Origin of the sequence: Pelagovum pacificum, from assembly GCF_016134045.1 — a bacterium.
Lineage (GTDB): Bacteria > Pseudomonadota > Alphaproteobacteria > Rhodobacterales > Rhodobacteraceae > Oceanicola > Oceanicola pacificus_A.
Genome location: NZ_CP065915.1, coordinates 1,994,023 through 2,019,652, shown reverse-complemented (window position 1 = coordinate 2,019,652; position 25,630 = coordinate 1,994,023). Strand labels below are relative to the sequence as shown.

Sequence of the window (25,630 nt, the reverse complement as noted above, 5' to 3'; positions counted from 1 at the left end):
CCGACACGGGCGCGGCGAGCAGGGCGCACAGGATCGCAATGTGCCTCACTCGTCGTTCCCCAATGTCACGGGGAGCACGACCTCTTCCTGCTGGGGGTCGAAGTCATCGGGGAAAAACACCGGTCCGACATACGCATATGCCACGAGTGCGATGCCGCCCAGGATAACCAGGACGAAGAGAAACTTGATCAATCGCCAGAGCATGTGGTGGCCTGCTACTCCCTGCCTGCCTCGTTTCCGCTCGCTTCTAACCGTTGTTCGGAGCGGTGCACCATCGGGTTCAACTTATATATGGCGTAACAGGAGAATTCACGCCATGCAGGGGAACAAATTGATGAAGGGACGCGGCGACCAGCAGGCGGGGACCCCCTCGCGAGCCAAGAAATAAGCATGGAAGAGCAACGGGATACCCAACCGGCCCGCGCCAGGCCGACAGGCCGGCTGAAGCGGACGGTCGTGCTGGTCGGGATGATGGGATCGGGCAAGACCGCCATCGGAAAGGCCCTCGCAACAAGAGTCGGCGTGGACTTCGTCGATTCGGACCAAGAGATCGAAAGCGCCGCAGCCGCCACCATCGCGGAAGTCTTCGCCCGCGACGGCGAGGCCTTCTTCCGCGACCGCGAGACCGAGGTGATCCGACGGCTTCTTCGCGACGGCCCCCAGGTCATCTCGACCGGTGGCGGCGCGTGGATGTCCGAGCGCAACCGCGCTGCGATCACCGGGAGCGCCGTGTCCGTCTGGCTCGACGCGGACGTGCCGCTCCTTTGGGAGCGCGTGCGACACAAGTCCACGCGCCCACTGCTCAAGAGCCCCGATCCGCGCGGAACACTGCAACGCCTGCACGACGAACGCGCCCCGACCTATGCGCTGGCCGATCTTCGGGTGAAGTCGCGCGCCTCCTATTCCATTGCCGACATGGCCGACTGTGTGGTGCGCGAACTCGGCACCCGCCCCGATGTGCTGGAACTGACAGATGTCCGAGATTGAAACCGTTTCCGTTCCGCTGCCGGGGCGCGCCTACGACGTCCGCATCGGGCCAGGTCTGCTGGCCCGTGCGGGGGCGGAGATCGCGCCTTTGCTGCGCCGCAAGCGCGTCGCGGTCCTGACCGACGAACGTGTCGCCGCGCTCCACCTCGAAGGCCTGCGGGCAGGGCTGGCCGAGGCGGGGATCGAGATGACGGCTCTGCCACTGCCGCCGGGCGAGGCGACGAAAAGCTGGCCGGAGCTTTCGCGTTCGGTCGAATGGCTGCTGGAGCAGAAGGTAGAGCGCGGTGATGTCGTCGTCGCCTTCGGCGGCGGCGTGATCGGCGACCTCGCGGGGTTCGCCGCGGCGATCCTGCGGCGCGGTGTGCGCTTCGTGCAGATCCCGACGTCGCTGCTGGCGCAGGTCGACAGCTCCGTCGGTGGCAAGACCGGGATCAATTCGCCGCACGGCAAGAACCTCGTCGGGGCGTTCCACCAGCCGAGCCTCGTGCTCGCCGACACCACGCTGCTGTCAACGCTGACGGACCGGGACTTCCGCGCCGGCTACGGCGAGGTGATGAAATACGGTCTGCTCGGGGATGCGGCCTTCTTCGAATGGCTGGAGGCTGCGGGCCCGACCCTGCGGGACGATGGTACGGCGCTCGTCCGCGCGGTGCGCCGCTCGGTCGAGATGAAGGCCGAAATTGTGCTGCGCGACGAGACGGAGCAGGGCGACCGCGCGCTCCTCAACCTCGGCCACACCTTCTGCCACGCGCTCGAGGCCGCGACGGGCTATTCCGACCGGCTGCTGCACGGCGAAGGCGTGGGCATCGGTTGCGCGCTGGCCTTCGATCTGTCCGCGCGACTCGGTCTCTGCCCGCAGGAAGATCCGAGCCGGGTGCGCGCGCACCTCGCCGGTATGGGGATGAAGTCGGCCCTGGCGGACATACCCGGCGACTTGCCGGGGCCGGACGCGCTGCTGTCGCTGATGGGGCAGGACAAGAAGGTGGTCGACGGCCAGCTTCGCTTCATCCTCGCACGCGGCATCGGAGAGGCGTTCGTGACGGCGGAGGTTCCGGCTGACGCCGTGCTCGACGTCCTGGCCGAAGGCTGACGTCCGCGCGTCTTCGAAGGGAACGATTTCATTCGCTGTGTCGTTTGTCTCCTGACATGCATACCATTCAGGAGACCTCATTCATGCGCCTTGCACTCATGCTCGCCACGGCCCTCGTCCCTGTCTCGCTGCTCGCCCAGGAAGCGGACACGGACACCGCCACGGGCGAGGCTGCCGCGATCGAAGACTCCGCGCCGATGGACAACACCGGTCAGGACATGGCCGCAACCGAAGAGACGATGGAGCCGGCGACCGGCACCGGCATCGCGATGCTCGTGAAGGCGGAAGACGTGGCCGACGCGGATATCTACACGCTGGACGAAAATTACGACGAGGCCTTCTGGGACAGCGGCGAATCCTTCGGGCCGATGCTGACGGACCTCGAATCGATCGGCGAGGCGGACGACGTCATCCTCGACCGTGAAGGCCAGGTCGTCGGCGTGACGGTGGACGTGGGCGGTTTCCTCGGCATTGGCCGCAAGGACGTGCTGCTGCCGCTGTCGGACATTCGTCTGGTTCCGGACGGGGACGATGACCTGATGATCATCACGCGTCTGACGCAGGACCAGCTGGAATCGCAGGACGACCTGTCCGGCGTCTTCGGCGACGACTAACGCGGTATGTCGAAGCCCGGCGGCGCGAGGGTGAAGCCCTCGAAACGGAACGCCGGGCTTACCGTACAGCTGACCAGCGTCCAGTCCCCGGTGCTTCGTGCGGCCTGCCAGAAGTGGGGCGGCACGATCAGCTGGGGATGGTCGCCTGACATCACATCCGGGCCGAGGCGGTTATCCGTCGCCGGCCCGACTTCGCTTTCCGACATCGACAATACAAGCGGCGCGCCGGCGTGGAACAGCCAGATTTCCGTGGCGTCGACCTTGTGCCAGTGGCTGACCTCCTCCGCTTTCAACAGGAAGTAGATCGCGGTGCCGGTCGGCCTGCCGTCGCCCTGATCGGCGATCCAGGTCTGTCGGAAATGGCCGCCCTCCGGGTGGGGCGACAAATCCAGGCGGGAGATGATCTCGTCTGCGGTCATGCCCTCTGGTAGCACGGGTTCGAACTGGAACGGAGACCTCATATGCACGTCGTCGTCGTAGGCGCCGGGATCATCGGCGCCACCATCGCCTGGAACCTTCGCGCGAGAGGCGCGGAAGTGACGGTCATCGCCGAGGGGCCGGGCGCGGCCAGCACCGCGACCTTCGGTTGGGTGAATGCCAGCTTCTACCTCGACGACGATCATTTCCGGCTGCGCACTGCGGGCATCGACGCCTGGCATCGGCTGGAGGCGCAATCGGGCCTCGGGCTGGTCGACTGGTGCGGCTGCCTCAGCTGGGAAGAGCAGGGGGCCGAGATGGCCGCAACGGCCGAGCGGCTGAACGGCCTCGCCTACGAGACCCGGGCGCTGAGCCGTGCCGACTGGACCCGGATGGAGCCGGCGCTTGCCGACCTGCCTGACGAGGCGCTCTACATGCCGCAGGAAGGCGCGACCGAGGGGGCGGACTCCGCCGCCGCGCTTCTGGCGAATGCCGGGGTGCCGCAGGTGATCGGCACGCCGGTGCGCCGGATCGTCGAGGAGGGCGGCCGCGTGACCGGGGTCGAGACGGATCAGGGCATCTTCCACGCCGATCACGTCGTGCTGGCCGCTGGCTCTGGAACGTCTGCGCTGCTTGGCGACTTCGGAGTGCTGTTGCCGATGGTGCCGCGCCCGGGGCTGATGATGCGCACTGCCCCGGTAGAGCGGGTGCTGTCCCACATCCTAGTGACGCCGGGACAGGAGATCCGCCAGGACGCGCAGGGACGCATCGTCGCCTCGACCGTCGCCAATCACCAGGAAGACCAGACCGAGCGGATCATCGAGCGTCCCGACACCGTGGCCCGCCTGACCCTTCAGCGCATGGCGCCGATGTTTCCGACTGTCGAGCTTGCGCTTGAACGGGTGACGCTGGCCAACCGCCCCATGCCGGGCGACGAGAAGCCGGTGATCGGTCCGGTCGGCCCCGAGGGGCTGACGGTGGCCGTGATGCACTCGGGCGTCACGCTCGGGGCGATCGTCGGAGAGCTGGTGGCGACCGAGATCACCGGCGGCAACGTCGCGTCGGAGCTTCTGGCGCCCTGGCGGGCGGACCGGCTGTTGAGCTGAGATCCGACGGGCGACGTTGCGCGAGCTGGCGAAGGGGGCAGGGGGCTGTCTGCCCACTCTGGGCCGTCGGCCCATTCACCCCCGAGAATATTTGACGCCCGAAGAAGCAGGGGCGCGTTAACCTTAATGCGGGGTTAGCGCTGCTTGCCGGCGTCAGAAATGCCGACGCACGGGGGCCTCACCCGAGCCGGATTGGGCCGCTTGTCCCGCTCTCCTGGAAGACGTCGCGCAGGGCGCGGCTGCCGGCGAGCTCTTCCGAGAAATCGCCGGTCAGCGTCAGATACATCCGGTAGTTCACCAGCTTCTGCGCCAGCTCGCCGAGGAGGCCGGTCCGCAAATCCCAGAACTCCGGTGAGAAGTCGGATTTGTCCCGCGACAGGTGCCCGTCCGGCGCCGAAAAGCCGGCGCCGATCAGGTCCCCGATGTCGCGGGACGACGCGATCACTTCAGGATCGATTTGCCCGCGAAGATCGCGGCGGAGCCGAGCGCTTCCTCGATGCGGATCAGCTGGTTGTATTTCGCCAGCCGGTCGGAGCGCGCCAGCGAGCCGGTCTTGATCTGACCGCAGTTCGTCGCGACGGCGAGGTCGGCAATGGTAGCGTCCTCGGTCTCGCCCGAGCGGTGGGACATGACGTTGGTCATGCCGGCGCGGTGGGCCATCTCGACCGCCTGCAGCGTCTCGGTGAGCGAGCCGATCTGGTTCACCTTGACCAGCATCGAGTTCGCGGCGCCCTTCTCGATCCCCATCTCGAGGCGCTTGGGGTTGGTGACGAACAGGTCGTCGCCGACCAGCTGCACCTTGTCGCCGAGCGCCTTCGTCAGCGCGACCCAGCCGTCCCAGTCATCCTCGGAGCAGCCGTCCTCGATCGAGATGATCGGGTAGTCCTTCACCAGCGCCTCGAGGTAGGCGACGTTCTCTTCGGGCGTCAGGCTCTTGCCTTCGCCGGTCATCTCGTACTTGCCGTCCTTGAAATACTCGGTCGCGGCGCAGTCGAGCGCGAGGCAGATGTCCTCGCCCGGCTTGTAGCCGGCCTTCTCGATGGACTTCAGGATGAAGTCGAGCGCGTCGCGCGTGCCCTTCAGTTCGGGCGCGAAACCGCCCTCGTCGCCGAGGCCGGTCGACATGCCGGCGGCCGACAGCTCTTTCTTGAGCGTGTGGAAGACTTCGGAGCCATAACGCACGGCTTCCGCGATCGAGGTCGCGGAGACGGGCATGATCATGAATTCCTGGATGTCGATCGGGTTGTCGGCATGCTCGCCGCCGTTGATGATGTTCATCATCGGCACCGGCAGCGTCCGCGCGGAGGACCCGCCGACATAGCGATAGAGCGGCAGGCCGGAGAATTCGGCGGCGGCCTTGGCGACGGCGAGCGACACGCCGAGGATCGCGTTCGCACCCAGTCGGCCCTTGTTGTCGGTGCCGTCGAGCTCGATCATCGCCATGTCGATCTCGACCTGATCGGTGGCTTCGTAGCCGAGGATCGCCTCGGCGATCTCGCCGTTCACGGCGGCGACCGCTTCGGTCACGCCCTTGCCGAGGTAGCGGCCCTTGTCGCCGTCACGCCGCTCGACCGCCTCGTAGGCGCCGGTGGAGGCGCCGGACGGAACGGCAGCGCGGCCCATCGAGCCATCCTCGAGGGTGACGTCGACCTCGACGGTGGGGTTTCCCCGGCTGTCGAGAATTTCGCGGGCATGAATGTCGATGATGGTGCTCATGAGGCCTCCGTATGGGAGATGTTTGCGCTAACTGCGCCGTCAGGGCTCTTCGCCGCTATAGCGTGGGTTGCGGCGGGAGGGAAGCGGCGCGCGCCTTCGCCCGCCGTTCCCGCCAGAAGGCGTAGAGACCGGAGCCGACGATCAGCGCAGCCCCGATGTAGGTGGCGGGATCGGGGTGTTCGGCGAAGAAGACGACGCCGAGGATCAGCGCGAAGACGATCCGCGAGTAGCGGAAGGCGGCGATCACGCTGAGCTCGCCGATCCGGGTGGCCCCCACGATCGCCATGTAGCCGGACATGCCGAAGGCGAGCGCGCCGGCGATGCCGAGCATAGCGCCGCCGCCGACCGCGACGGGGGTGTCACCGGCCATCGCCAGCATGATCAGGCCGGTCGGCACGACGAAGGCGAAGGCCGAGGCCGAGATCTGCAGCGACGGCACGTCGCCCTTGATCCGACGCGTCGCGAGGTCGCGCATCGACAACCCTGCCACGCCGACCACCGCCCAGAGCGAGACGGGATCGAACGACCCCGTGCCGGGCCGCAGCACGATCATCACGCCGACGAAGCCGACGCTGACAGCGGTCCAGCGCCGCCAGCCCACCGTCTCCCCGAGGAACAGCGCCGCGCCGAGCACCACCATCAGCGGCCCGGCTTGCAGGATCGCCGCCGCGGTCGACAGATCCCCGAGCGTGAAGCCGAGCACGTAGCCGAGCGTGCCGAACACCTCACCGATATTGCGCACCATCACGGCCGGGCTGATCAGCGCGCGGGTGAACAGCGGCAGGCCGCGCAGGCGCAGGATCAGCCAGAAGATGAGCGTGCCGAACAGGCCGATGAAGCAGAGGATCTGCCCCGTCGGCATCAGGGTCGAGGTGCCCTTGATGATCGCGTCCTCGACGGCGAAGGCCGCCATGGCGCCGGTCATCAGCAGCGCGCCGCGCAGGTTTTCCATGTTACTTTTCTTTCAGGGGACGCCCGTACAGCTCGAGCTTGTGGCCGGTCAGGCGGTAGCCGAGCTTGCGCGCGATCTTCTCCTGCAGCTTCTCGATCTCGGGATCGACGAACTCGATCACCTGTCCGGTGTCGAGGTCGATGAGGTGGTCATGGTGGTCGCGGGACGCGGCCTCGTAGCGGGCGCGCCCGTCGCCGAAGTCGAGCTTCTCGAGGATGCCTTCCTCCTCGAACAGCTTCACCGTGCGGTAGACCGTGGCGAGCGAGATCGCCTTGTCGACCTTCGCCGCGCGGGCATAGAGCTCTTCCACGTCGGGGTGGTCGTCGGCCTCTTCCAGCACGGCTGCGATCACCCGACGCTGCCCTGTCATCCGCAGGCCCTTGGATTCGCATCGCTGGAGGATCGTTCGAGGCATGAGGAGGGGTCCCGTCTGTCGCAGGCCAGCCATAACGCAGCGGCCCCGTTCAGGCCAGTGCGGCGCGGGCGAGGTGAGGGCAGGGCGGGTCAGACCCGCGCCTGTTTCTCCACGAGATGCGCGGCGCAGCCGGTCAGGGCGGCGTAATCGTCCTCGACCACGTGCACCGCGAAGTTCGCCATGAAGCCGGCGAAGCGGCCCTTGTCGCGGAAGGCGCCGTCGAAGTCGAAGTCGTGCAGGTAGGGCGTGATCGCCCGCGCCACGCCCCCGACAAGGTAGATGCCGCCGAAGGGCAGGTGGATCAGTGCGAGGTTGCCGCAGACCGTGCCGAGGATCTGGGCGAAGGTGCGGGCGGCGTCGATGGCGCGCCGCTCGCCCTTTTCGCAGGCCTCCATGATGTCGGAGGCACGGGCCTCTTTCGGATCGCCCGCTTCCTCGCCGAGCCACGCGTAGACCCGCTCGAGCCCGCGGCCCGACAGCACGTCCTCGATCGCCGGGAAGCCGTGCGCGGTTGAGACGAACTTGCACAGCCGAAGCTCCGCGTCGGTGCGGATCGGCAGGTTGGCATGGCCGCATTCGGAAGGAGAGACGACGCGACCGCCGGGCGCTTCGATCACCGGCGCGGCGTTGAAGCCGGTGCCGACGCCGATCACCAGTCGCGTCTCGTGCGATTGCGCGACCGGGCCCTTCACGATGGTGCGCACGTTCTCCTCGGCGAGGTGGCCGAGCGCGTGACCCTGCGCCTGCAGATCGTTCAGGATCGACACCGTCTCGGCCCGCGTCGCGCGCGCGACGGAGCCTTCGTCCATCGCCCAGTCGAGGTTTGTCATCGTCGCCTTGCCGTCCCGCACGGGGCCGGCGACCGCCACGCAGGCGGCGGCGCAATCGACATCGTCCTCGTCGGCGATGAACTGGCGCAGAACCGACTCGAGCCCCGGATATTCCGAGTTCCGGTAGCGGCGCACCGTCTCCGACAGGATCTCCCGCCCGTCCGCCAGTGCCACGCGGGTGTTGGTGCCACCGATATCGGCGACGAGGGAGAGCTTGTTGGGCGGGTGGGACATGTAAGGGGCCTCAGCCTGTGAGTACGGACTTCAAAGCCTGATAGGACGCCTTCGGCGTGCGCTTCAAGCTGTCAAAGTCAACGTGAACCATGCCGAACCGTTTCTCGTAGCCGAACGCCCACTCGTAATTGTCGAGCAGCGACCAGTAGAAGAAGCCCTTCACGTTGGCCCCTTCGGCAATCGCGTCCTTGGCGGCGAGGATGTGACGCTCCATGAAATCCATGCGTTCCGGGTCGTAGACGGCGCCGTTCTCGACCTCGTCGGCCCAGGCCATGCCGTTCTCGGTGACGTAGATCGGCATGTCGCCGACATACTCCTGCGACATCCGGGTGAGGAAATCCTTCAGACCCTCGGGATAAATCTCCCAGCCCATCTGGGTCCGGTCCAGATCGCCCTCGACGGCCTTCACCGAAGGCCAGGGGATCGTCGGATCGGGGGCGGCGAAATGGCGGGTGTAGTAATTGACCCCGAGCCAGTCCATGGGCTGCGAGATCTCGGCCATGTCGTCTTCCCAGCCCTTTGGCATGTGATCGCCGAAGCCCTTGAGCACGACCTCGGGATAGGTGCCCTTGGAGATCGCCTGGATGAACCAGCGGTTGTTGATCCCGTCGAGCAGGTCGGAGGCGGCGATCGCCTCGGGGCTGTCATCGGCGGGGGACGTGTGGTCGAAGTTCAGCACGATGCCGCAGTTCTGCTGGCCCATCTGGCGCAGCCGGCTCATCGCGCGGCCATGTGCCTTGGTGACATGGTGCATCGCCCGCGCGGTGGCGCGGATGTCGCGCAGGCCCGGCGCGTGGTGGCCGAGGAAGTGCGACAGGAAGGCGACGCACCACGGCTCGTTGATCGTGGCGACAGCCTGGACCCGGTCGCCGATACGGGACTGGATCACCTCGGTGTAGTCCGCGAACCAGTCGGCGACGTCGGGGTTCGTCCAGCCGCCGAGGTCGGCGAGGGCGGAGGGCATCTCCCAGTGGTAGAGCGTCTGGAACGGCTTCAGCCCACGCTCGAGGCAGGCGTCCACGAGCCGGTCGTAGAAGTCGAGCCCCTCCTGGTTCGGCGTGCCGCGCCCTTCGGGCAGGACCCGCGCCCAGGAGGTCGAGAAACGATAGGCGTCGAAGCCGCCGTCCTTGAGGATGTCGAGGTCTTCCTCGTAGCGGTGGTAATGGTCGCAGGCCCGCGCGCCGTCCTCGGCTCGGATCACGTTGCCGGGCGTTGCGGCGAAGCTGTCCCAGTGGGTCGATCCCGCGCCGCCGAAGGCGTGACCCTCGATCTGGTAAGCAGCCGTCGCCGCCCCGAAAAGGAAGTCCTCGGGGAAATCGTCGCGTGTGAACTTCATGCTTTAAGTCCTTGAGAAGCGGTGAATGGTCCGGTGGACTGACCGACGACCAGCTGCGCTTCGAGCAGCTGGTGAACGTGGGGCAGGTCGGGATTGTCGATGCGGTCGATCAGCATCCGTGCGGTCCGCCGCCCGGCCTCGCGGACGGAGGAGCGGGTCGCGGTGAAGATCGGCACGTCAAGGCCGTTGTCGATGTAGGACAGCGCGTCATCGTGGGTCACGACCGACACGTCGCGATTCATCGACAGGCCGCGTTCCTCGATGGCGCGGCGCACGCCGAGCGCGCAGATCAGCGAGGAGACGAGGAAAGCTGTGGGCGGCGCGTCCCGGCTCAGCATCTGGCTGGCGGTGAGGTAGCCGTTCCGCTCGGTCATTTCGTTGGCGACCATCAGGCCGGGCTCCGTGGAGAGCCCGCGCTCTTCCATCGCGCGTTCGTAGCCGCGCCGGCGGCGCCATGCGAAGTCCATCTCCTCCAGCCCGTTGATGAGTGCGATGCGCCGGTGCCCGAGGTCGAGCAGGAAGTTCGTCGCCCTCTGGAACGCGGAGCGGTTGTTCACGTCGAGCCACGAATAGTCGCCCTCGTGCTCGCTGACGCGGCCGTGGACGACGTAGGGCATCTTGAGCCGGTCGAGCAGGTCGAGGCGGCCGTCGCTGACGCGGGGTGCGCTGACCACGACGCCGTCGACAGAGCCGCGCGCCCGCATGGTGCGATAGACCGTCGCCTCGTCGCCGGGTTCGACGACCGACAGCACCATCTCGTAGCCGAGGCTCGAATAGGTCTCTCCCGCGCCGGCAAGGAAGTCGCCGAAGATCGGGTTGACCATCTCGTGCTTGTCGTCGATCGGGATGACGTGGCCGATCGCCATGGCCTGCCCGGTGGCGAGGCCCTTGGCGCGGGCGTTGGGGCGGTAATTGTGCAGTTCGGCGGCGTCCACGACGCGCCGCCGCGTCGCTTCCGATACCTCCGGATAGCCGTTCAGCGCGCGGCTGACCGTGGTCTGGCTCAGTCCCAGATTCTCTGCCAGTTGCTTGAGGTTCATCAACGTACGGCTTCCAAAGCGCTTTCAATCGCGGTCCGACCTTACCGGTCGGACCTCGGCACGCCAAGTCCCGTCTAAAACGATGTAGGATGCCGCAACCGCAAAATTATTGGGCGCAACCGCAGCATTCAAGATCGCGGATTGACAGCTTCATGGACATGCGCGAGGTTCAGCCTGTCCAAAGCGCTTTGGGGTTCCGCGCCCCCGCTGCGCACGACGTTCAGATAGCGCGACAGCCGCGACTTGGGAGGTTATCCATGAAAAAGACACTTTATTCCGGTGCCGCGATCCTGGCGCTCGCCGCCGGGTCGGCGCAGGCCCAGGAGCTGATCTTCCCCGTCGGGGAAGGCGATTTCGCCTGGGACAGCTACAACGCTTTTGCCGATGAATACGATCTCAGCGGTCAGACCCTGACGATCTCGGGCCCGTGGATCGGCGACGACCGCGACCTCGTCGACACCGTCTTCGCCTACTTCGAGGAGGCCACCGGCGCGACCGTCGAGTACGCCGGCTCCGACGCGTTCGAGAGCGAGATTCGCCGCGCGTCCCAGACCGGCGGCCTGCCGAACATGGCCGTCATCCCGCAGCCCGGCCTGCTGGCCGACCTCGCCGCTGCCGGTGACGTCGCTCCGCTGACCGACGAGGACGCGGCCTGGATCGAAGAGAACTACGCGGCTGGCCAGAGCTGGGTCGACCTCGCGACGTCCGAGAACGAGCAGGCCGGTGGCGAAGCCCTGAACGGCTTCTTCTACAAGGTCGACGTGAAATCGCTCGTCTGGTACTCCCCGCCGGTCTTCGAAGAGCTCGGCTACGAAGTGCCCGAGACGATGGAAGAGCTGCTGGCGCTGTCCGAGCAGGCGGTTGAGGATGGCTTCGCACCGTGGTGCATCGGGCTCGGAAGCGGCGACGCGACCGGCTGGCCGGCGACCGACTGGGTCGAGGACATCATGCTGCGCACGCAGAGCCTCGATACCTACGACGCTTGGGTGTCCAACGAGCTGCCCTTCGACAGCGAAGAAGTCGTCAACGCGATCGAAACCTTCGGTGAGTTCGCGCTGAACGAGGACTTCACCGGCATGTCCGGTGCGGAAATCGTCAACACCGACTTCCGCGACAGCCCGGACGGCGTGTTCGAGATCCCGCCGCAGTGCCTGATGCACCGCCAGGCCTCGTTCATCCCGACCTTCTTCCCGGAAGACGCGGAGTATGACTTCTTCTACTTCCCCGCGTTCGAGAGCGAAGACCTCGGCAGCCCGGTTCTCGGCGCTGGCACGGTCTGGGCGATCACCGACGAGAACGAAGCATCCCGCGCGATGATCGAGTTCCTCAAGACGCCGGTGGCCCACGAAGTCTGGATGAGCCAGTCCGGCTTCCTTACGCCCCACAACGGCGTAAACACCGAGCTCTACGCCAACGACACGCTCCGCGGCATGGGGGAAATCCTGCTGAACGCCACGTCGTTCCGCTTCGACGCCTCCGACCTGATGCCGTCCGAGATCGGCGCCGGCGCCTTCTGGACCGGCATGGTCGAGTACCTGCGCACCGGTGACGCGCAGGCCGAAGCCGCGTCGATTCAGTCCGCCTGGGACGCGATCAAGTAACGACCTGACCCCGTCAGGCGGATGCGCCGGCCCCGCGCCGGCGCATCCTCACCACATCAAGACTATGCCGCACCGCGCCCGAACGTCGGGCGGCCCGGGGAGCGGCAGGGCCCGCCAGGGATGGGCAAAAGGAGCGGCGCATGTTTGACTCGACCATCGTCTCGGGCATCCTGACGATCATCATCGGCGTCGGGGGCATGCTGGCCTACTTCTGGCTGTCCAACCTCGTGCTCGACAAGGTGATCTTCCCGCCGAAGGGCAAGAACATCGGGCGCAACATCAACCGCGCCAACGCCGTGCGGCCCTGGCTCTTCACCTTTCCCGCGATCTTCGCGCTCGGTCTCTACCTCGTCGTGCCGGTGTTCTACTCGATCTGGCTATCAGTGACCTCGGGCGTCGCGCAGGACGGGTGGTACCGCAACTACGAACAGATTTTCCTGAACCAGACCTTCCGCGTCTCGCTGCTGAACAACCTTCTCTGGGTGCTCGTCGTGCCCGCGGCCTCGACCTTCTTCGGTCTGATCGCCGCGCAGCTGACCGACCGGCTGAGCTGGGGCAACATCGCCAAGTCGCTGATCTTCATGCCGATGGCGATCAGCTTCGTCGGCGCCTCGCTGATCTGGTCCTTCGTCTACCATCCCGACATGGATATCGGTGTCATCAACGCGATCCGGGGCCTGTTCGGGGCCGAGGACGGGGTGACCCTGATCGACGGTCAGGTGATCGACAGCTTCCTGCTGATGGTGGTGCTGATCTGGATCCAGACGGGCTTTGCCATGGTCATCCTGTCGGCCGCGCTGCGCGGCGTCCCGGAGGACACGGTCGAGGCCGCCATCATCGACGGCGCGAACCCGTTCCAGGTCTTCTTCCGCATCAAGGTGCCGCAGATCCGGGGGACCATCATGGTCGTGTGGACGACGATCACCATTCTCGTCCTCAAGGTTTACGACATCGTCGCCGCGATGGGGAACCAGTACCGCAACCTCGAGATCCTGCCGACGCAGATGATGCAGTACTTCGACGCCGGCAACTACGGGTTCGCCACCGCAATCTCGGTGGTCATCATGATCCTCGTGCTGCCCGTCATGTTCTGGAACATCCGCCAGGCGCGGGCCGAAATGCGCTGAGGGAGGGGCAGACCTATGGACAATATCGCCGGCCAGAAATCTGGCCTGACCATCGTCACCCACTTGGCGACACTCGCGCTCGTCATCCTGTGGGTCGTGCCGACGCTCGGCCTGCTGATCACCTCGCTGCGGGATCAGGACGCGATCTCGCAGACCGGCTGGTGGGAAGCGCTGCAAGGCTCGCCGCAGAACTACGTGGTCACGATCCCGGCCGACGACCAGGTCCAGGACGGCGACCTCTGGCGGATCGAGACGAACGTCTTCGACATCGACGGACTGCCCTCCGACATCGTCGAGCGGGCGACCGTGGCCGGCTTCGGCACGTCGCGCCTGCGCGGCGCGAACACCGAACCCGGTGAGACCGCCGAGGGCAGCCGCGACCTCACCGTCACCGTCGAGGCCGACGGCGCGCTCGTCGCAACTTCGCCCGAGCAGTTCGAGGACGCGCTGGTGCTGCCGATGTCGCTCGTGGCGCCACCGCAGGTGACGCTCGAGAACTATGCCGAAGTGCTCACCGACATGAACGCCGAAGAACGTGCGACGGCGCGCGAGAGGGGGCAATCTCTCGACGACATGCTGTTCTCGGACGAGGCGCTGTTCGGGCCCTTCATCAACACCATGACGGTCGCGATCCCGGCCACCATCATCCCGATCGTGATCGCCGCCTTCGCCGCCTACGCGCTGGCCTGGATGGATTTCCCCGGCCGGGGCCTGCTGATCGCGATCGTGGTCGGCCTGCTGGTCGTGCCGCTGCAACTGGCCTTCGTGCCGCTGACCATCATCCACGGCTGGCTCGGCATCGGGAAGAGCTTCCTCGGCATCTGGCTGGCGCATACGGGGTTCGGTTTACCACTGGCCGTCTACCTGCTACGCAACTACATGGTCGGCCTGCCGCGCGACATCATCGAGAACGCGAAAGTCGACGGCGCGACCGATTTCGAGATCTTCACGAAAATCGTGTTGCCACTGAGCTTTCCGGCCCTTGCATCCTTCGCGATCTTCCAGTTCCTCTGGACCTGGAACGACCTGCTGGTGGCGAGTGTCTTCCTGCCGTCCGATACCGAGAGCACCGTCATGACTCGCTTCGTCGTGACCAACCTGCTCGGATCGCGCGGCGGCGAATGGCACATCCTCGCCGCGGCGGCGTTCGTAATGATCGCGGTGCCGCTGCTCGTGTTCTTCGCGATGCAGAAGTACCTTGTGCGCGGCCTGCTGGCCGGTTCGGTGAAATAAGGAGAGCGCATGAGTCTCGCCGAGGACATGGCGCCCAACGTGGCGCCCGAGACGGACCCCGACTGGTGGCGTGGGGCGGTGATCTACCAGATCTACCCCCGGAGCTTCCAGGATACGGACGGCGACGGGGTCGGCGACCTTGCCGGGATCGCGAAGCGGCTGCCCTACGTCGCCTCGCTGGGCGCGGACGCAATCTGGATCTCGCCGTTCTTCAAGTCGCCGATGAAGGACTTCGGCTACGACGTCAGCGACTATTGCGACGTCGATCCGCTGTTCGGCACGCTCGAGGATTTCGACAAGGTGATCGAGGCCGCCCACGCCCACGGCGTGAAGGTGATGATCGACCTCGTTCTCAGCCACACGTCCGAAAAGCACCCCTGGTTCGAGGAAAGCCGCTCGTCCCAGTCGAACGACCGGGCGAACTGGTACGTCTGGGCCGATCCGAAGGCCGACGGCACGCCGCCGAACAACTGGCTGTCGATCTTCGGAGGCTCCGCGTGGCAGTGGGATTCCCGGCGTGAACAGTATTACCTGCACAACTTCCTCACCAGTCAGCCGGACCTGAACTTCCACGAACCCGAGGTACAGGAGGCGCTGCTCGACGTGGCGCGGTTCTGGCTGAAGCGGGGCGTCGACGGCTTCCGCCTCGACACGATCAACTTCTACATCCACGACAAGTACCTGCGGGACAATCCGCCGCTGGCGCCCGAGCTGCGCAACGCCTCGATCGCGCCGTCGGTGAACCCCTACAACCACCAGGAACATCTCTATTCGAAGAACCAGCCGGAGAACCTGCTGTTCCTCCGCAAGCTTCGGGCCGAGATGAACCCCTATGGCGCCGCCGCCGTGGGCGAGGTCGGGGACGCGCAGCGCGGTCTCCAGATCATGGGGCAATACACCGCCGGCGATGATCTCATGCACATGTGCTACGCGTTCGAGTTCCTCGCGCAGGATCAGCCGACCGCCGCCCGCATCGCAGAAGTGATGACCCGCGTCGACGAGGAAGCCGCCGACGGCTGGCCCTGCTGGGCCTTCTCCAACCACGACGTGAAGCGACACACCTCCCGCTGGGACCTCAGCCCGGCCGCGCAACGCACGCTCACCACGCTGATCTGCTGTCTGCGCGGGTCCGTCTGCCTCTATCAGGGCGAGGAGCTCGGCCTGCCCGAGGCCGATGTCGCCTACGAGGACTTGCAGGACCCCTACGGCATCGAGTTCTGGCCGGAGTTCAAGGGCCGGGACGGGTGCCGCACGCCGATGCCCTGGGAGCCGTCGAACCAGTATGCCGGATTCTCCGAAGTGAAGTCATGGCTGCCGGTCTCCATCCGGCACCTGCACAACACGGTCGCCAATCAGGAAAGCGATCCCGAGGGCATGATCCATCACTACCGCCGCGCCATCGCGCTGCGGCACAGGTATCCGATGCTGATGAAGGGCGGTCACAGCGGCGTCCGACACGAGGGCGACGTCGTCTACTTCAGCCGGGACCACGAGGGCGAGGAGATGTTCTGCGCCTTCAACATTTCGGACGAGCCGAACAGCTTCGTATTGCCCGACGGCACGTGGACGCAGGTCGGTGAAGAGCTCGGCTCCGCCGGGTGGGACGACAGTGGCACCATGCGGCTCGAGCCGTGGCAGGTGGTTCTGGCCGTGCGCAACAGCGCGGCCTGAACGGGAAGGACATGAGGGGAGGGACAGATGACTGACCTTAAACTGACCGATGTCGGCAAGACCTATGGCAGCTCGGTCGAGGTGCTCAAGAACATCGACCTCGACATCAAGACGGGCGAACTGGTCGTCTTCGTCGGCCCCTCCGGGTGCGGCAAGTCCACGCTGCTGCGGATGATCGCGGGTCTCGAGAAGATCACCGCAGGCACGCTCGAGATCGATGGCGTCGTCGTCAACGACGTGCCCCCCGCGCAGCGCGGCATCGCGATGGTCTTCCAGTCCTACGCGCTCTATCCGCACATGACGGTGCGGGACAACATGAGCTTCGCGCTCAAGCTCGCCAAGAAGAGCAAGTCGGAGATCGACGAGGCTGTCGCCCGCGCGGCCCGCATCCTGCAACTTGAACCCTACCTCGACCGCCTGCCGAAGGCTCTGTCGGGCGGTCAGCGGCAGCGGGTTGCGATCGGCCGCTCCATCGTGCGCGACCCGAAGGTCTACCTCTTCGACGAGCCGCTCTCGAACCTCGACGCCGCGCTGCGCGTCGCCACCCGGATCGAGATCGCGCAGCTGAAGGAGAGCATGCCCGACAGCACGATGATCTATGTCACGCACGACCAGGTGGAGGCGATGACGCTCGCCACGCGCATCGTCGTGCTGGCGAACAAGGGCATCGCGCAGGTCGGCACGCCGCTCGAGCTCTACGAACACCCCGAGAACGAGTTCGTCGCTCAGTTCATCGGCTCGCCGGCAATGAACCTGTTCCCCGGCGAGATCGTCGGCACCGGTGCCCAGACGACCGTCAAGCTCGCCGGTGGCGGCACCGCCGTGTCCTCCATCCCGACGCAGGAGGCCGACAAGGGCATGAAGGTCAACGTCGGCGTGCGTCCCGAGGATCTGGTGAAGTCCGACGGTGAGGCAGTGCTCGAAACCGAGGTGGAGATCACCGAGGCGCTCGGCGAGGTCACGATCCTCTACATGAAGCGCCCCGAGGGCGACACGGACTCCGAACCTGTCATCGCCAAGCTGCCCGGCATCCATGAAAACGTGCGCGGCACGAAGATGCGGCTCTCGGCCGATCCGTCCAAGGTGCATCTCTTCAGCAACGAAAAGTCGCTCTACTACCGCTGATGCGGTGGTAGAGCTTCTCGTCGCAAGGCCCTGAAATCAGGGAATGATGCGGGTGTACTTGATGCCTTCGATCGTCGCGGCGGCACGCAGCCCGGTCTGTGCGAAGACCAGCGCGATAACCGGGGCGCGGGACGACACGACGTCGGTGCGGATCGTTTCGGCATTCTCGCGCAGCGCATATTCCACGTCGGCACCGCCGGCCCAGCCATCGCTGCGGCGGAAGTCCATCAGCGCTTCGTCGTTCATGAAAAACAGCACGTGGCTGTACTGCTGCGCTCCGATCTGAAGACCGGCGCTGACCGCGGCGGCGCTGTAGTAATCCACGGTCGTGCCGCCGACGCGAAGCGCACCCTGTCCATAGGCACCGCCAAGGCCGAGCCCGGCCTCCGTCACTAGCGGCATGACCAGCATCCCGGAGGCGCGTTGCTGGATTTGCGACGCGCCGGGGTAGCGCTGGTTCATGAAGGCGAGCGTGCTGTCCACGCGCGCTTCGATCGTTGCGTCGTTGGTGTTGCCGATCCCGTTGCCGCAGGCGGCAAGCGCGCTGGCGCCAAGACCCAATAGGGCCGTCCGTCGGGTAATGCTGCTCATTTGGTGCCTCGATGTGCCTGTGCGCCGGCTTGTGGTGCCGGTCTCAGGCAACACTATAGGCAGTTGTCCGCCCGCTGTCACCTGCCTGATTCGGCTTCGATCGCCTCAAGAAGTGAGACGTAGGGTCGGGCGGCGACCGCGTTGCCGAGTCGCGCCTCGACCTGGCTGCTGTCGCAGCAATAGCGCCCCGGGTCGGCGAGGACCTTCACCAGCGCCTCGACCAGTGCGCCGACGTCGCCAGAGGAGAAGAGTTCACCCATGCCGGTCTCTTGCACCGGGAGGCGAACGCCGGGCCGGTCGGATGCGACGACCGGCACACCGCGCAGCATCGCCTCTACCTGAACGAGGCCGTAGCTTTCGAGCCGGTCGGCGCTCGGCAGCACCAGCACGTCAAGCTCGCGGTACGCGGCAGCGAGCGCCTCGCCGCGCAGCACGCCCCGGTAGCGCATGCGGCCGCCGCTCTCCTCGATCCGGAGCTTGATGCCGGGCCAGTAGCTTTCCCCGATGACGCCTTCGGCTGGTCCGATGAGGTCGAGCCGCACATCCCGGCCCAGCCTATCGGCAACGTCGGGGATGGCATCGAGCAACAACTCCAGCGATTTCTGCCGGCTGATCCTCCCGACGAACCCGATAACGGCGACATCGTCCGGCGGTGTGGGGCGCGCCGGTTCATCCGGACCTAGGGGCAGGGGCACCGCGTATGGCGCGAAGTCGAGCTTGCGGCGGAACAGCCGACAGAACGTCGATTGCGCCGCGTAATCTTCGGACACGACATGGATCCGATCGGCGAGCAGCCCGGCGACCAGATGCGTGGACGCCGCCACCAACCGGCTGAACCTGTCGAACAGGGTCCGACGGCTGACGCTGCAGGCATAGGTCACGATCAACCGCCGCCCGCGCAGCCGGGCGACAATTGCGACCACCGCCGCGTCGAGGTTCGGCAAATAGAGGTTCACCGCGGACATATCGTCGAGCGCACGCCAAACGGTCGCGGCATACCCCGGCATCACCGCCGCCTTCGCCACGATCGCGAGGGCCCGGCTGCGATGGACCTCGAGGCCCTCGACCTCTTCCCGCGCGGGCAGGTCCGCCGGATGGCGCGCCGTCGCGATCCGCACCGGGTAGCCGCGCCCGGCAAGATGCAGCGCCAGCGCATGCGCGGACAGCGTCAGACCGGATACGTTCGGCAAGTGATAGGTGAGGCAAATCAACAGGCCCGGTTTCGGCATGACAGCAAACAGGACTTTCCGGGCCGGAGTTGACAGCAGCCACCTTTGCTACTCTCCTGCGCCGGCAGCCGTCAAGGCAGGGTCAGCCCGCAACAGCTTGGAAAAGGTCGTGAATTCCGACAAGGACCCGTTCGCCCGCGACCCCGATCCCGCGTTCCGGCGCCGCGCCCAATGGATCGCCCGGAGCCTGCATCGAGAGGCGCCGGACGGCCCGCGCATCCTCGATATCGGCTGTGGGCGGGGCTATTACTTCGCCGTCTACGACCAGCTCGGCGCCAGTGCGACGGGGGTCGATGCGGACACATCCGCGCTCGCGGCCGCGCGGGCCGCGCATCCAACCTCCACCTTCCGACAGGTGCAGGCCGAGTGTTTGCCCTTTGACGACAACAGCTTCGACGTCATCGTGATGTCCGAAGTTCTCGAACATATGCCCGACCCGGCGCTCGGCCTGTCGGAGGCTGCGCGTGTCCTCGTCCCCGACGGTCTGTTGCTCGCGACGGTGCCGCACGCCGGCTATCCCTTCGCCTGGGATCCGGTGAACTGGATCGGCGAGGCGGTTTTCAAGCGGCATGTCTCGACCGGCACCTTCGCCGGCATCTGGGCCGGGCACGAGCGGCTCTATCGCCCCGAAGAGCTTCACCAGCAGGTCACCGACGCCGGTTTCGACGTTATCGAACAGATCGCCCAGACCCGCTGGTGCCTGCCGTTCGTTCACAATCTGCTCTACGGGCTCGGCAAACCGATGATCGAGGCGAACCTGCTTCCCGACGTGCGCCGGAACGAGCGCCGGCGCGGCCCGTCTGCCGCCCTGATCGCGCTCGCCCGCACCATGGTTGACGCCGCCGACAGACTGAACGGCGACACGGTCCCGGAGGGCCGTCCCGCGCTCAACCTCTGTATCGCGGCGCGAAAGCCCTAGCCTTGCAGAAGCCGCGAGGCTTCCGGCGCGAAATAGGTGAGGATCCCGTCGCAACCCGCTCTTTTGAAGGCAAGAAGGCTTTCCATCATCACCTTCTTTCCGTCGAGCCAACCGTTCGCCGCTGCCGCCTGAAGCATCGCGTATTCGCCCGACACCTGGTAGGCGAAGGTCGGCACGCCGAACTCGGCTTTCACGCGATGGCAGATGTCGAGGTAGGCCATCCCCGGCTTCACCATTACCATGTCCGCCCCCTCGTCGAGGTCCCGCGCGATCATGCGCAGCGCCTCGTCACCGTTGCCCGGGTCGATCTGATAGGTCGTCTTGTCACCCTTCAGCGCGGCCGAGGCCCCGACCGCATCGCGGAACGGCCCGTAGAAGGCGGAGGCGTACTTGGCACTGTAAGAGAGGATCGCAACATGCTGATGCCCCTCGCTTTCCAGCGCCTGCCGCATCGCGCCGATCCGGCCGTCCATCATGTCGGACGGGCCGAGGATGTCGGCCCCGGACTCCGCCTGCGCCAGCGCCATCTTCACGAGTGCCTCCACGGTGCGGTCATTGACGACGTAGCCGTCCTCCACGAAGCCGTCCTGCCCGTCGATGTTGTAGGGGTCGAGCGCGATGTCGGTCATCACCGCCATCCCCGGTACCGCCGCCTTCACCGCGCGGATCGCCCGGTTGGCGATATTGTCCATGTCCCAGGCCATCGCGCAGTCCGCCGTGCGCGCCGACAGGGGCGTGTAGGGGAAGATGCAGATCGCCGGAATGCCGAGCGCGTGCGCCTCGACCGCCGCCTTCGCGACCCGGTCGACGGTCAGTCGCGAGACGCCGGGCATTGAGGGGATCGCCTCCTCTCCGTCTTCGCCGTCCATCACGAAGACCGGCCAGATGAAGTCCGCCGGGGTCAGCGTGGTCTCGCGCACCATGTCGCGCAGCGCGGCGCTTCGTCTCAGGCGGCGGGGGCGATAGCTGGGAAAACGAGCGTTTATGGGAGTCATGGGCGGGCCTTTCGTGTCACAAAGGTCGAGTGCCACGTAAATTCGCACCTCACAAGTATGGGCAATGGTCGCGGCTGTCGCTAGGGTCCGCCGAAAATACAATCCAGGCGAACCGGGCTGTCCCCCTTGAGTTGGACGCAGACAATCTTCGAAGTGATCGACATGCGGTCGTTCTCGAACCTTTGGTTCTGGATCGCGCTCGCGGTCGTGTGGTCGACGGCGAGCCATTGGGTCCTCGGCGTGCCGTTCGACATGCTCACCCGCGCCCGCAAGGATGGCGGCGAAGCGCGCCAGGATCTCGAGGATATCGTCCGCGTCAACGTCAACCGCATCCTGCACATCGCCGGGGTGTCGGGCCTGATCCTTCTCGGCTTCGTCTGTTTCGTGCTGACCGCGCTCGCCATCCTCGGCTTTGTCTACGACGTCGAGTTCGCGCAGGCGCTGTTCCTGATCGGCTTTCCGATGTCGCTGGTCGGGGCGCTGTCGATCCGCACGGCCACCGTGATCCGCCGCGCCGATCCGGAGGGGGAAGAACTCGACAAGTTCCTGATCCGCCACCGGCAGTATACGCAGTTCATCGGCATGGTCTCGATCTTCGTCACCGCGTTGTGGGGCATGTGGCAGAACCTCGACCGCAGCTACCTGTTCAACGCGTTCTGAGCGCGCCGCCGGCAAAGTGCCGGTCGGCCATGCCGTCGACCTCTTTGCGAGCCGCACATTAACCTTAACGCGCCCTTGTCCATTCTTTGGGCCGACAAATATTCTCGGGGGTGAACGGGCCGTCAGGCCCGGAGGGGGCAGACAGCCCCCTGACCAGCCCGGGCCGCAGGCGCGGGCGGACATCAAGCGCGCCGCAGGCGCTCCACGTGGCTGAAGGTTGACAGGACGCGTCATCCGGGGGAGAGAGTGCGCCCCGTTTCAGGAAGTGACCGGCATGGCCGAAACCAACCGTATTTCCGTCGGCGGCGCGCCCGAAGGGTTCGACGCGCGGCTCCTGCTGGCCGAGGTCGACAAGACCTCCGGCCCGGTGATCCATGTCGCGCGCGACGACAAGCGGCTGGCGGCGATGCAATCCGCGCTCGCCTTCTTCGCGCCCTCCATGCCGGTCATCACCTTCCCCGGCTGGGACTGTCTGCCCTACGACCGCGTCTCGCCGAACGCCGACATCTCGGCCTCGCGGATGGCGACGCTCGCCGCGCTCGTCCACGGGATGCCGGAGCGGTTCGTTCTGCTCACCACGATCAACGCCGCCACGCAGAAAGTCCCCGCGCGCGAGACCCTGCGCGAGGCGGCGTTCCACGCCACCGTCGGCAGCCGCATCGACGAGGCGGCGCTGCGGTCTTTCCTCGTGCGGATGGGCTTCACACAGGCCCCTACGGTGATGGAGCCCGGCGACTACGCGGTGCGGGGCGGCATCATCGACATCTATCCCCCGGGTGAAAGCGGGCCGATCCGGCTCGATCTGTTCGGCGACACGCTCGACGGGGCCCGCCGGTTCGACGCGGCGACTCAACGCACGACAGAGAAGCTGAGCCAGGTTGAACTCGCCCCCGTGTCCGAGGTCATCCTCGACGAGGCGGCGATTACCCGATTCCGCCAGACCTACCGGATCGAGTTCGGCGCGGCGGGCAGCGACGACCCGCTCTACGAGGCGGTGAGCGCGGGACGCAAGCATCAGGGCGTCGAGCACTGGCTCGGCTTCTTCCACGAGAAGCTCGAGACGCTGTTCGACTATCTTCCCGGAGCCTCCGTCACGCTCGACGACCAGAGCGACGCGGTCCGCGACAGCCGCTGGACGATGATCGAGGACGCCTACGAGACGCGCCGGCACGCGCTCGGCCAGAAGGGCCGGGTCGACACGGTCTACAAGCCCGCCGCACCCTCGACGCTCTATCTCGACGACGCCGGCTGGACCAAGGCCATCGGCGGGCGGCGGGTGTTGCAATTCTCGCCACTGCCGCAGGCCACCGGGCCGGGCGTCATCGACGCGGGCGGGCGGATCGGGCGCAGCTTCGCCCCCGAGCGGCAGCAGGAGAACATCTCGCTCTTCGGGGCGCTCGCCGATCATGTCCGCAAGAAGCTGGAAGACGGACCGGTCCTGATCGCCTCCTACTCCGAAGGCGCGCGCGAACGCCTCTCGGGCCTGATCGAGGACGAGGGTCTGGTCGAGACGATCCACGTCTCCGACTTCACGCGCGTTGGCAAGAGTGGCGTGCATCTTGCTGTCTGGGCACTGGAATCCGGTTTCGAGGGGCCGCTCGGCGAGGGCCGCGTGACGGTGATTTCCGAGCAGGACGTGCTTGGCGACCGGCTGATCCGCGCGCCGAAGCGCCGCCGGCGGGCCGAGAACTTCCTGACCGAAACGCAGAGCCTCACGCCCGGCGATCTGGTGGTTCACGTCGACCACGGCGTCGGCCGGTATCACGGGCTCGAGGTCGTCACGGCGGCGGGCGCGGCGCACGAATGTCTCGTGCTCGAATATGCCGAACAGTCGAAGCTTTACCTGCCGGTGGAGAATATCGAACTCCTGTCCCGTTACGGACACGAGGAGGGGCTGCTCGACAAGCTTGGCGGCGGCGCGTGGCAGGCCAAGAAGGCCCGCCTGAAGGAGCGCATCCGCGAGATGGCCGAGCGGCTGATCCGCGTCGCCGCGGAGCGCGCGCTGCGCACCGCGCCGGTGCTGACGCCGCCCGATGGCATGTGGGAGCAGTTTCTCGCCCGCTTCCCCTATACGGAGACCGACGATCAGCTGACCGCGATCGAACAGGTGCTCGAGGACATGGAAGCCGGCAGCCCGATGGACCGGCTGATCTGCGGTGACGTCGGCTTCGGCAAGACCGAGGTCGCGATGCGCGCGGCCTTCGTGGCGGCGATGTCCGGCGTGCAGGTCGCCGTCGTTGCCCCGACGACGCTGCTGGCCCGCCAGCACGCCCAGAGCTTCCGCGAGCGCTTCCGGGGGTTCCCGATCAAGGTTCGCTCCCTGTCGCGTTTCGTCGGCCAGAAGGAGGCGAGCGAGACCCGCACCGGCATGACCTCTGGCGATGTCGACATCGTCGTCGGCACCCACGCGCTGTTGGCGAAGTCGATTAAGTTCCGCAACCTCGGCCTGCTCATCATCGACGAGGAACAGCGCTTCGGCGTCGGCCACAAGGAGCGGCTCAAGCAGTTGCGCACGGATGTCCACGTCCTCACGCTCACGGCGACGCCGATCCCGCGCACGCTGCAGCTGTCACTGTCGGGAGTGCGCGAGCTGTCGATCATCGGCACTCCGCCCGTCGACCGGCTTTCGATCCGCACCTACGTCTCCGAATTCGACACAATCACGATCCGCGAGGCGCTGCTGCGCGAACGCTACCGGGGCGGGCAGAGCTTCTTCGTCGTGCCGCGCATCTCGGACATGCCGGAGATGGAGCAGTTCCTGAAGGACCAGGTCCCCGAATGCAGCTACGTCACGGCGCACGGGCAGATGGCGGCGGGCGAACTCGACGACCGGATGAACGCCTTCTACGACGGCAAGTACGACGTGCTTCTGGCGACCACGATCGTCGAGAGCGGGCTCGACATCCCGACGGCCAACACGATGGTCGTCTGGCGGGCGGACATGTTCGGCCTCAGCCAACTCTACCAGATCCGGGGCCGGGTTGGCCGGTCCAAGACGCGCGCCTACGCCTACATGACGACCAAGCCGCGCGGCCGGCTGACCGACCTTGCCGAGAAGCGCCTGCGCGTGCTCGGCAGCCTCGACACGCTCGGCGCGGGCTTCACGCTTGCGAGCCAGGACCTCGACATCCGGGGCGCGGGCAATTTGCTGGGCGAGGAACAGTCCGGCCAGATGCGCGAAGTCGGCTACGAACTCTACCAGTCGATGCTGGAAGAGCAGATCGCCAAGATCAAATCGGGCGAGGCGCAGGGGCTGGTCGACGACGGACAGTGGGCGCCGCAGATCAACCTCGGCGTGCCGGTGCTGATCCCCGAGGATTACGTGCCCGACCTCGATGTGCGGCTTGGATTGTATCGCCGCCTCAGTGACTTGACGACCAAAGTTGAACTTGAAGGCTTCGCCGCGGAGCTGATCGACCGCTTCGGCAAACTGCCGAAGGAAGTAAATACTCTGATGCTCGTCGTTCGCATCAAGGCGATGTGCAAGAAGGCCGGGATCAGCCACCTCGACGGCGGACCGAAAGGCGCGACGATCCGCTTCCACAACGACAAGTACGCCTCGCCGCAGGGGCTGGTCGAGTTCATCCAGGCGCAGGACGGTCTCGCCAAGGTGAAGGACAACAAGATCGTCGTGCGCCGCGACTGGAAGAACGACGCGGACAAGATCAAGGGCGCCTTCGCCGTGGCCCGTGACCTCGCCGACAAGCTGAAGGCGAAGTCCGCGGCGTGAGGGTCGGCGCCT

General features: G+C 66.3%; 24 protein-coding genes. 12 read left to right on the top strand and 12 right to left on the bottom strand.

What is annotated here, in order from left to right; all coding sequences use genetic code 11:
- Positions 1-45 precede the first annotated feature (45 nt).
- A complete protein-coding gene (locus I8N54_RS09940) occupies positions 46-204 on the bottom strand; it encodes a hypothetical protein (protein WP_197097429.1) in 159 nt (52 codons plus the stop codon).
- A gap of 186 nt (positions 205-390) precedes the next feature.
- On the opposite strand from I8N54_RS09940, the gene I8N54_RS09935 reads away from it, so the two are divergent.
- The 3 genes from I8N54_RS09935 (at position 391) to I8N54_RS09925 (ending at position 2,691) form a co-directional block, all read left to right on the top strand.
- Positions 391-987: a shikimate kinase gene (locus I8N54_RS09935; RefSeq protein WP_140192714.1), complete on the top strand. Its 597-nt coding sequence runs from the start codon at positions 391-393 to the stop codon at positions 985-987.
- Positions 974-2,077, top strand: coding sequence for a 3-dehydroquinate synthase (gene aroB, locus I8N54_RS09930; RefSeq protein WP_140192715.1), 1,104 nt, complete (start codon positions 974-976; stop codon positions 2,075-2,077). The genes I8N54_RS09935 and aroB overlap by 14 nt, the downstream gene beginning before the upstream one ends.
- An 83-nt stretch (positions 2,078-2,160) precedes the next feature.
- Positions 2,161-2,691, top strand: a complete 531-nt coding sequence (locus I8N54_RS09925; RefSeq protein ID WP_197097430.1) for a PRC-barrel domain-containing protein — start codon at positions 2,161-2,163, stop codon at positions 2,689-2,691.
- Here the strand turns inward: I8N54_RS09925 and I8N54_RS09920 are convergent.
- Positions 2,688-3,110, bottom strand: a complete 423-nt coding sequence (locus I8N54_RS09920) for a cupin domain-containing protein (protein ID WP_140195498.1) — start codon at positions 3,108-3,110, stop codon at positions 2,688-2,690. The two genes, I8N54_RS09925 and I8N54_RS09920, sit on opposite strands and share 4 nt — an antisense overlap.
- A gap of 42 nt (positions 3,111-3,152) precedes the next feature.
- Between I8N54_RS09920 and I8N54_RS09915 the strand changes: the two genes are divergently transcribed.
- Complete coding sequence (locus tag I8N54_RS09915) at positions 3,153-4,214, top strand: NAD(P)/FAD-dependent oxidoreductase (protein WP_140192717.1); 1,062 nt, start codon at positions 3,153-3,155, stop codon at positions 4,212-4,214.
- A 178-nt stretch (positions 4,215-4,392) separates the two neighbouring features.
- On the opposite strand, the gene I8N54_RS09910 is transcribed toward I8N54_RS09915, so the two are convergent.
- From I8N54_RS09910 to I8N54_RS09880, 7 genes are all read right to left on the bottom strand, one after another.
- Complete coding sequence (locus tag I8N54_RS09910) at positions 4,393-4,659, bottom strand: DUF4180 domain-containing protein (protein ID WP_197097431.1); 267 nt, start codon at positions 4,657-4,659, stop codon at positions 4,393-4,395.
- On the bottom strand, positions 4,656-5,930 hold the full coding sequence (gene eno / locus I8N54_RS09905; RefSeq protein ID WP_140192719.1) for a phosphopyruvate hydratase: 1,275 nt from the start codon (positions 5,928-5,930) through the stop codon (positions 4,656-4,658). The genes I8N54_RS09910 and eno overlap by 4 nt, the downstream gene beginning before the upstream one ends.
- A 55-nt stretch (positions 5,931-5,985) precedes the next feature.
- Positions 5,986-6,882 carry a DMT family transporter gene (locus tag I8N54_RS09900; RefSeq protein WP_140192720.1) on the bottom strand — a complete coding sequence of 299 codons (897 nt, stop codon included), beginning with the start codon at positions 6,880-6,882 and terminating at the stop codon, positions 5,986-5,988.
- Between the two features lies 1 nt (position 6,883).
- Positions 6,884-7,297: a Fur family transcriptional regulator gene (locus I8N54_RS09895; RefSeq protein WP_140192721.1), complete on the bottom strand. Its 414-nt coding sequence runs from the start codon at positions 7,295-7,297 to the stop codon at positions 6,884-6,886.
- An 89-nt stretch (positions 7,298-7,386) separates the two neighbouring features.
- Positions 7,387-8,361, bottom strand: a complete 975-nt coding sequence (locus tag I8N54_RS09890) for a glucokinase (protein ID WP_140192722.1) — start codon at positions 8,359-8,361, stop codon at positions 7,387-7,389.
- Positions 8,362-8,371: 10 nt separating this feature from the next.
- Positions 8,372-9,697 (bottom strand): GH1 family beta-glucosidase, encoded by a 1,326-nt coding sequence (locus tag I8N54_RS09885; RefSeq protein WP_140192723.1) that lies wholly within the window; start codon positions 9,695-9,697, stop codon positions 8,372-8,374.
- Positions 9,694-10,737 carry a substrate-binding domain-containing protein gene (locus I8N54_RS09880; protein ID WP_140192724.1) on the bottom strand — a complete coding sequence of 348 codons (1,044 nt, stop codon included), beginning with the start codon at positions 10,735-10,737 and terminating at the stop codon, positions 9,694-9,696. The genes I8N54_RS09885 and I8N54_RS09880 overlap by 4 nt, the downstream gene beginning before the upstream one ends.
- A gap of 257 nt (positions 10,738-10,994) precedes the next feature.
- Between I8N54_RS09880 and I8N54_RS09875 the strand changes: the two genes are divergently transcribed.
- From I8N54_RS09875 to I8N54_RS09855, 5 genes are all read left to right on the top strand, one after another.
- On the top strand, positions 10,995-12,338 hold the full coding sequence (locus tag I8N54_RS09875; protein ID WP_140192725.1) for an ABC transporter substrate-binding protein: 1,344 nt from the start codon (positions 10,995-10,997) through the stop codon (positions 12,336-12,338).
- Between the two features lie 140 nt (positions 12,339-12,478).
- Positions 12,479-13,465, top strand: a complete 987-nt coding sequence (locus tag I8N54_RS09870; protein ID WP_140192726.1) for a carbohydrate ABC transporter permease — start codon at positions 12,479-12,481, stop codon at positions 13,463-13,465.
- Between the two features lie 15 nt (positions 13,466-13,480).
- Entirely contained in the window at positions 13,481-14,698 is a 1,218-nt protein-coding gene (locus tag I8N54_RS09865; protein WP_140192727.1) for a carbohydrate ABC transporter permease, read from the top strand.
- Between the two features lie 9 nt (positions 14,699-14,707).
- Positions 14,708-16,369 carry an alpha-amylase family glycosyl hydrolase gene (locus I8N54_RS09860; RefSeq protein WP_231592368.1) on the top strand — a complete coding sequence of 554 codons (1,662 nt, stop codon included), beginning with the start codon at positions 14,708-14,710 and terminating at the stop codon, positions 16,367-16,369.
- A gap of 27 nt (positions 16,370-16,396) precedes the next feature.
- Positions 16,397-17,494 (top strand): ABC transporter ATP-binding protein, encoded by a 1,098-nt coding sequence (locus tag I8N54_RS09855; RefSeq protein ID WP_140192728.1) that lies wholly within the window; start codon positions 16,397-16,399, stop codon positions 17,492-17,494.
- A gap of 36 nt (positions 17,495-17,530) precedes the next feature.
- On the opposite strand, the gene I8N54_RS09850 is transcribed toward I8N54_RS09855, so the two are convergent.
- On the bottom strand, positions 17,531-18,085 hold the full coding sequence (locus tag I8N54_RS09850; protein WP_140192729.1) for a lipid-binding SYLF domain-containing protein: 555 nt from the start codon (positions 18,083-18,085) through the stop codon (positions 17,531-17,533).
- Between the two features lie 77 nt (positions 18,086-18,162).
- The gene (locus tag I8N54_RS09845) at positions 18,163-19,314 is read right to left on the bottom strand and encodes a glycosyltransferase family 4 protein (protein ID WP_140192730.1); all 1,152 of its coding nucleotides are present in this window, start codon (positions 19,312-19,314) and stop codon (positions 18,163-18,165) included.
- A 109-nt stretch (positions 19,315-19,423) separates the two neighbouring features.
- Here I8N54_RS09845 and I8N54_RS09840 point away from each other — a divergent pair, with 109 nt between their 5' ends.
- A complete protein-coding gene (locus I8N54_RS09840) occupies positions 19,424-20,233 on the top strand; it encodes a class I SAM-dependent methyltransferase (protein WP_197097432.1) in 810 nt (269 codons plus the stop codon).
- Here the strand turns inward: I8N54_RS09840 and hemB are convergent.
- On the bottom strand, positions 20,230-21,228 hold the full coding sequence (gene hemB / locus I8N54_RS09835) for a porphobilinogen synthase (protein ID WP_140192732.1): 999 nt from the start codon (positions 21,226-21,228) through the stop codon (positions 20,230-20,232). The two genes, I8N54_RS09840 and hemB, sit on opposite strands and share 4 nt — an antisense overlap.
- Positions 21,229-21,354: 126 nt before the next feature.
- Between hemB and I8N54_RS09830 the strand changes: the two genes are divergently transcribed.
- Both I8N54_RS09830 and mfd read left to right on the top strand, forming a co-directional pair.
- A complete protein-coding gene (locus I8N54_RS09830) occupies positions 21,355-21,888 on the top strand; it encodes a component of SufBCD complex (protein ID WP_140192733.1) in 534 nt (177 codons plus the stop codon).
- A gap of 274 nt (positions 21,889-22,162) precedes the next feature.
- Positions 22,163-25,618 carry a transcription-repair coupling factor gene (gene mfd / locus I8N54_RS09825; protein ID WP_140192734.1) on the top strand — a complete coding sequence of 1,152 codons (3,456 nt, stop codon included), beginning with the start codon at positions 22,163-22,165 and terminating at the stop codon, positions 25,616-25,618.
- The last annotated feature ends 12 nt before the right edge of the window (positions 25,619-25,630 follow it).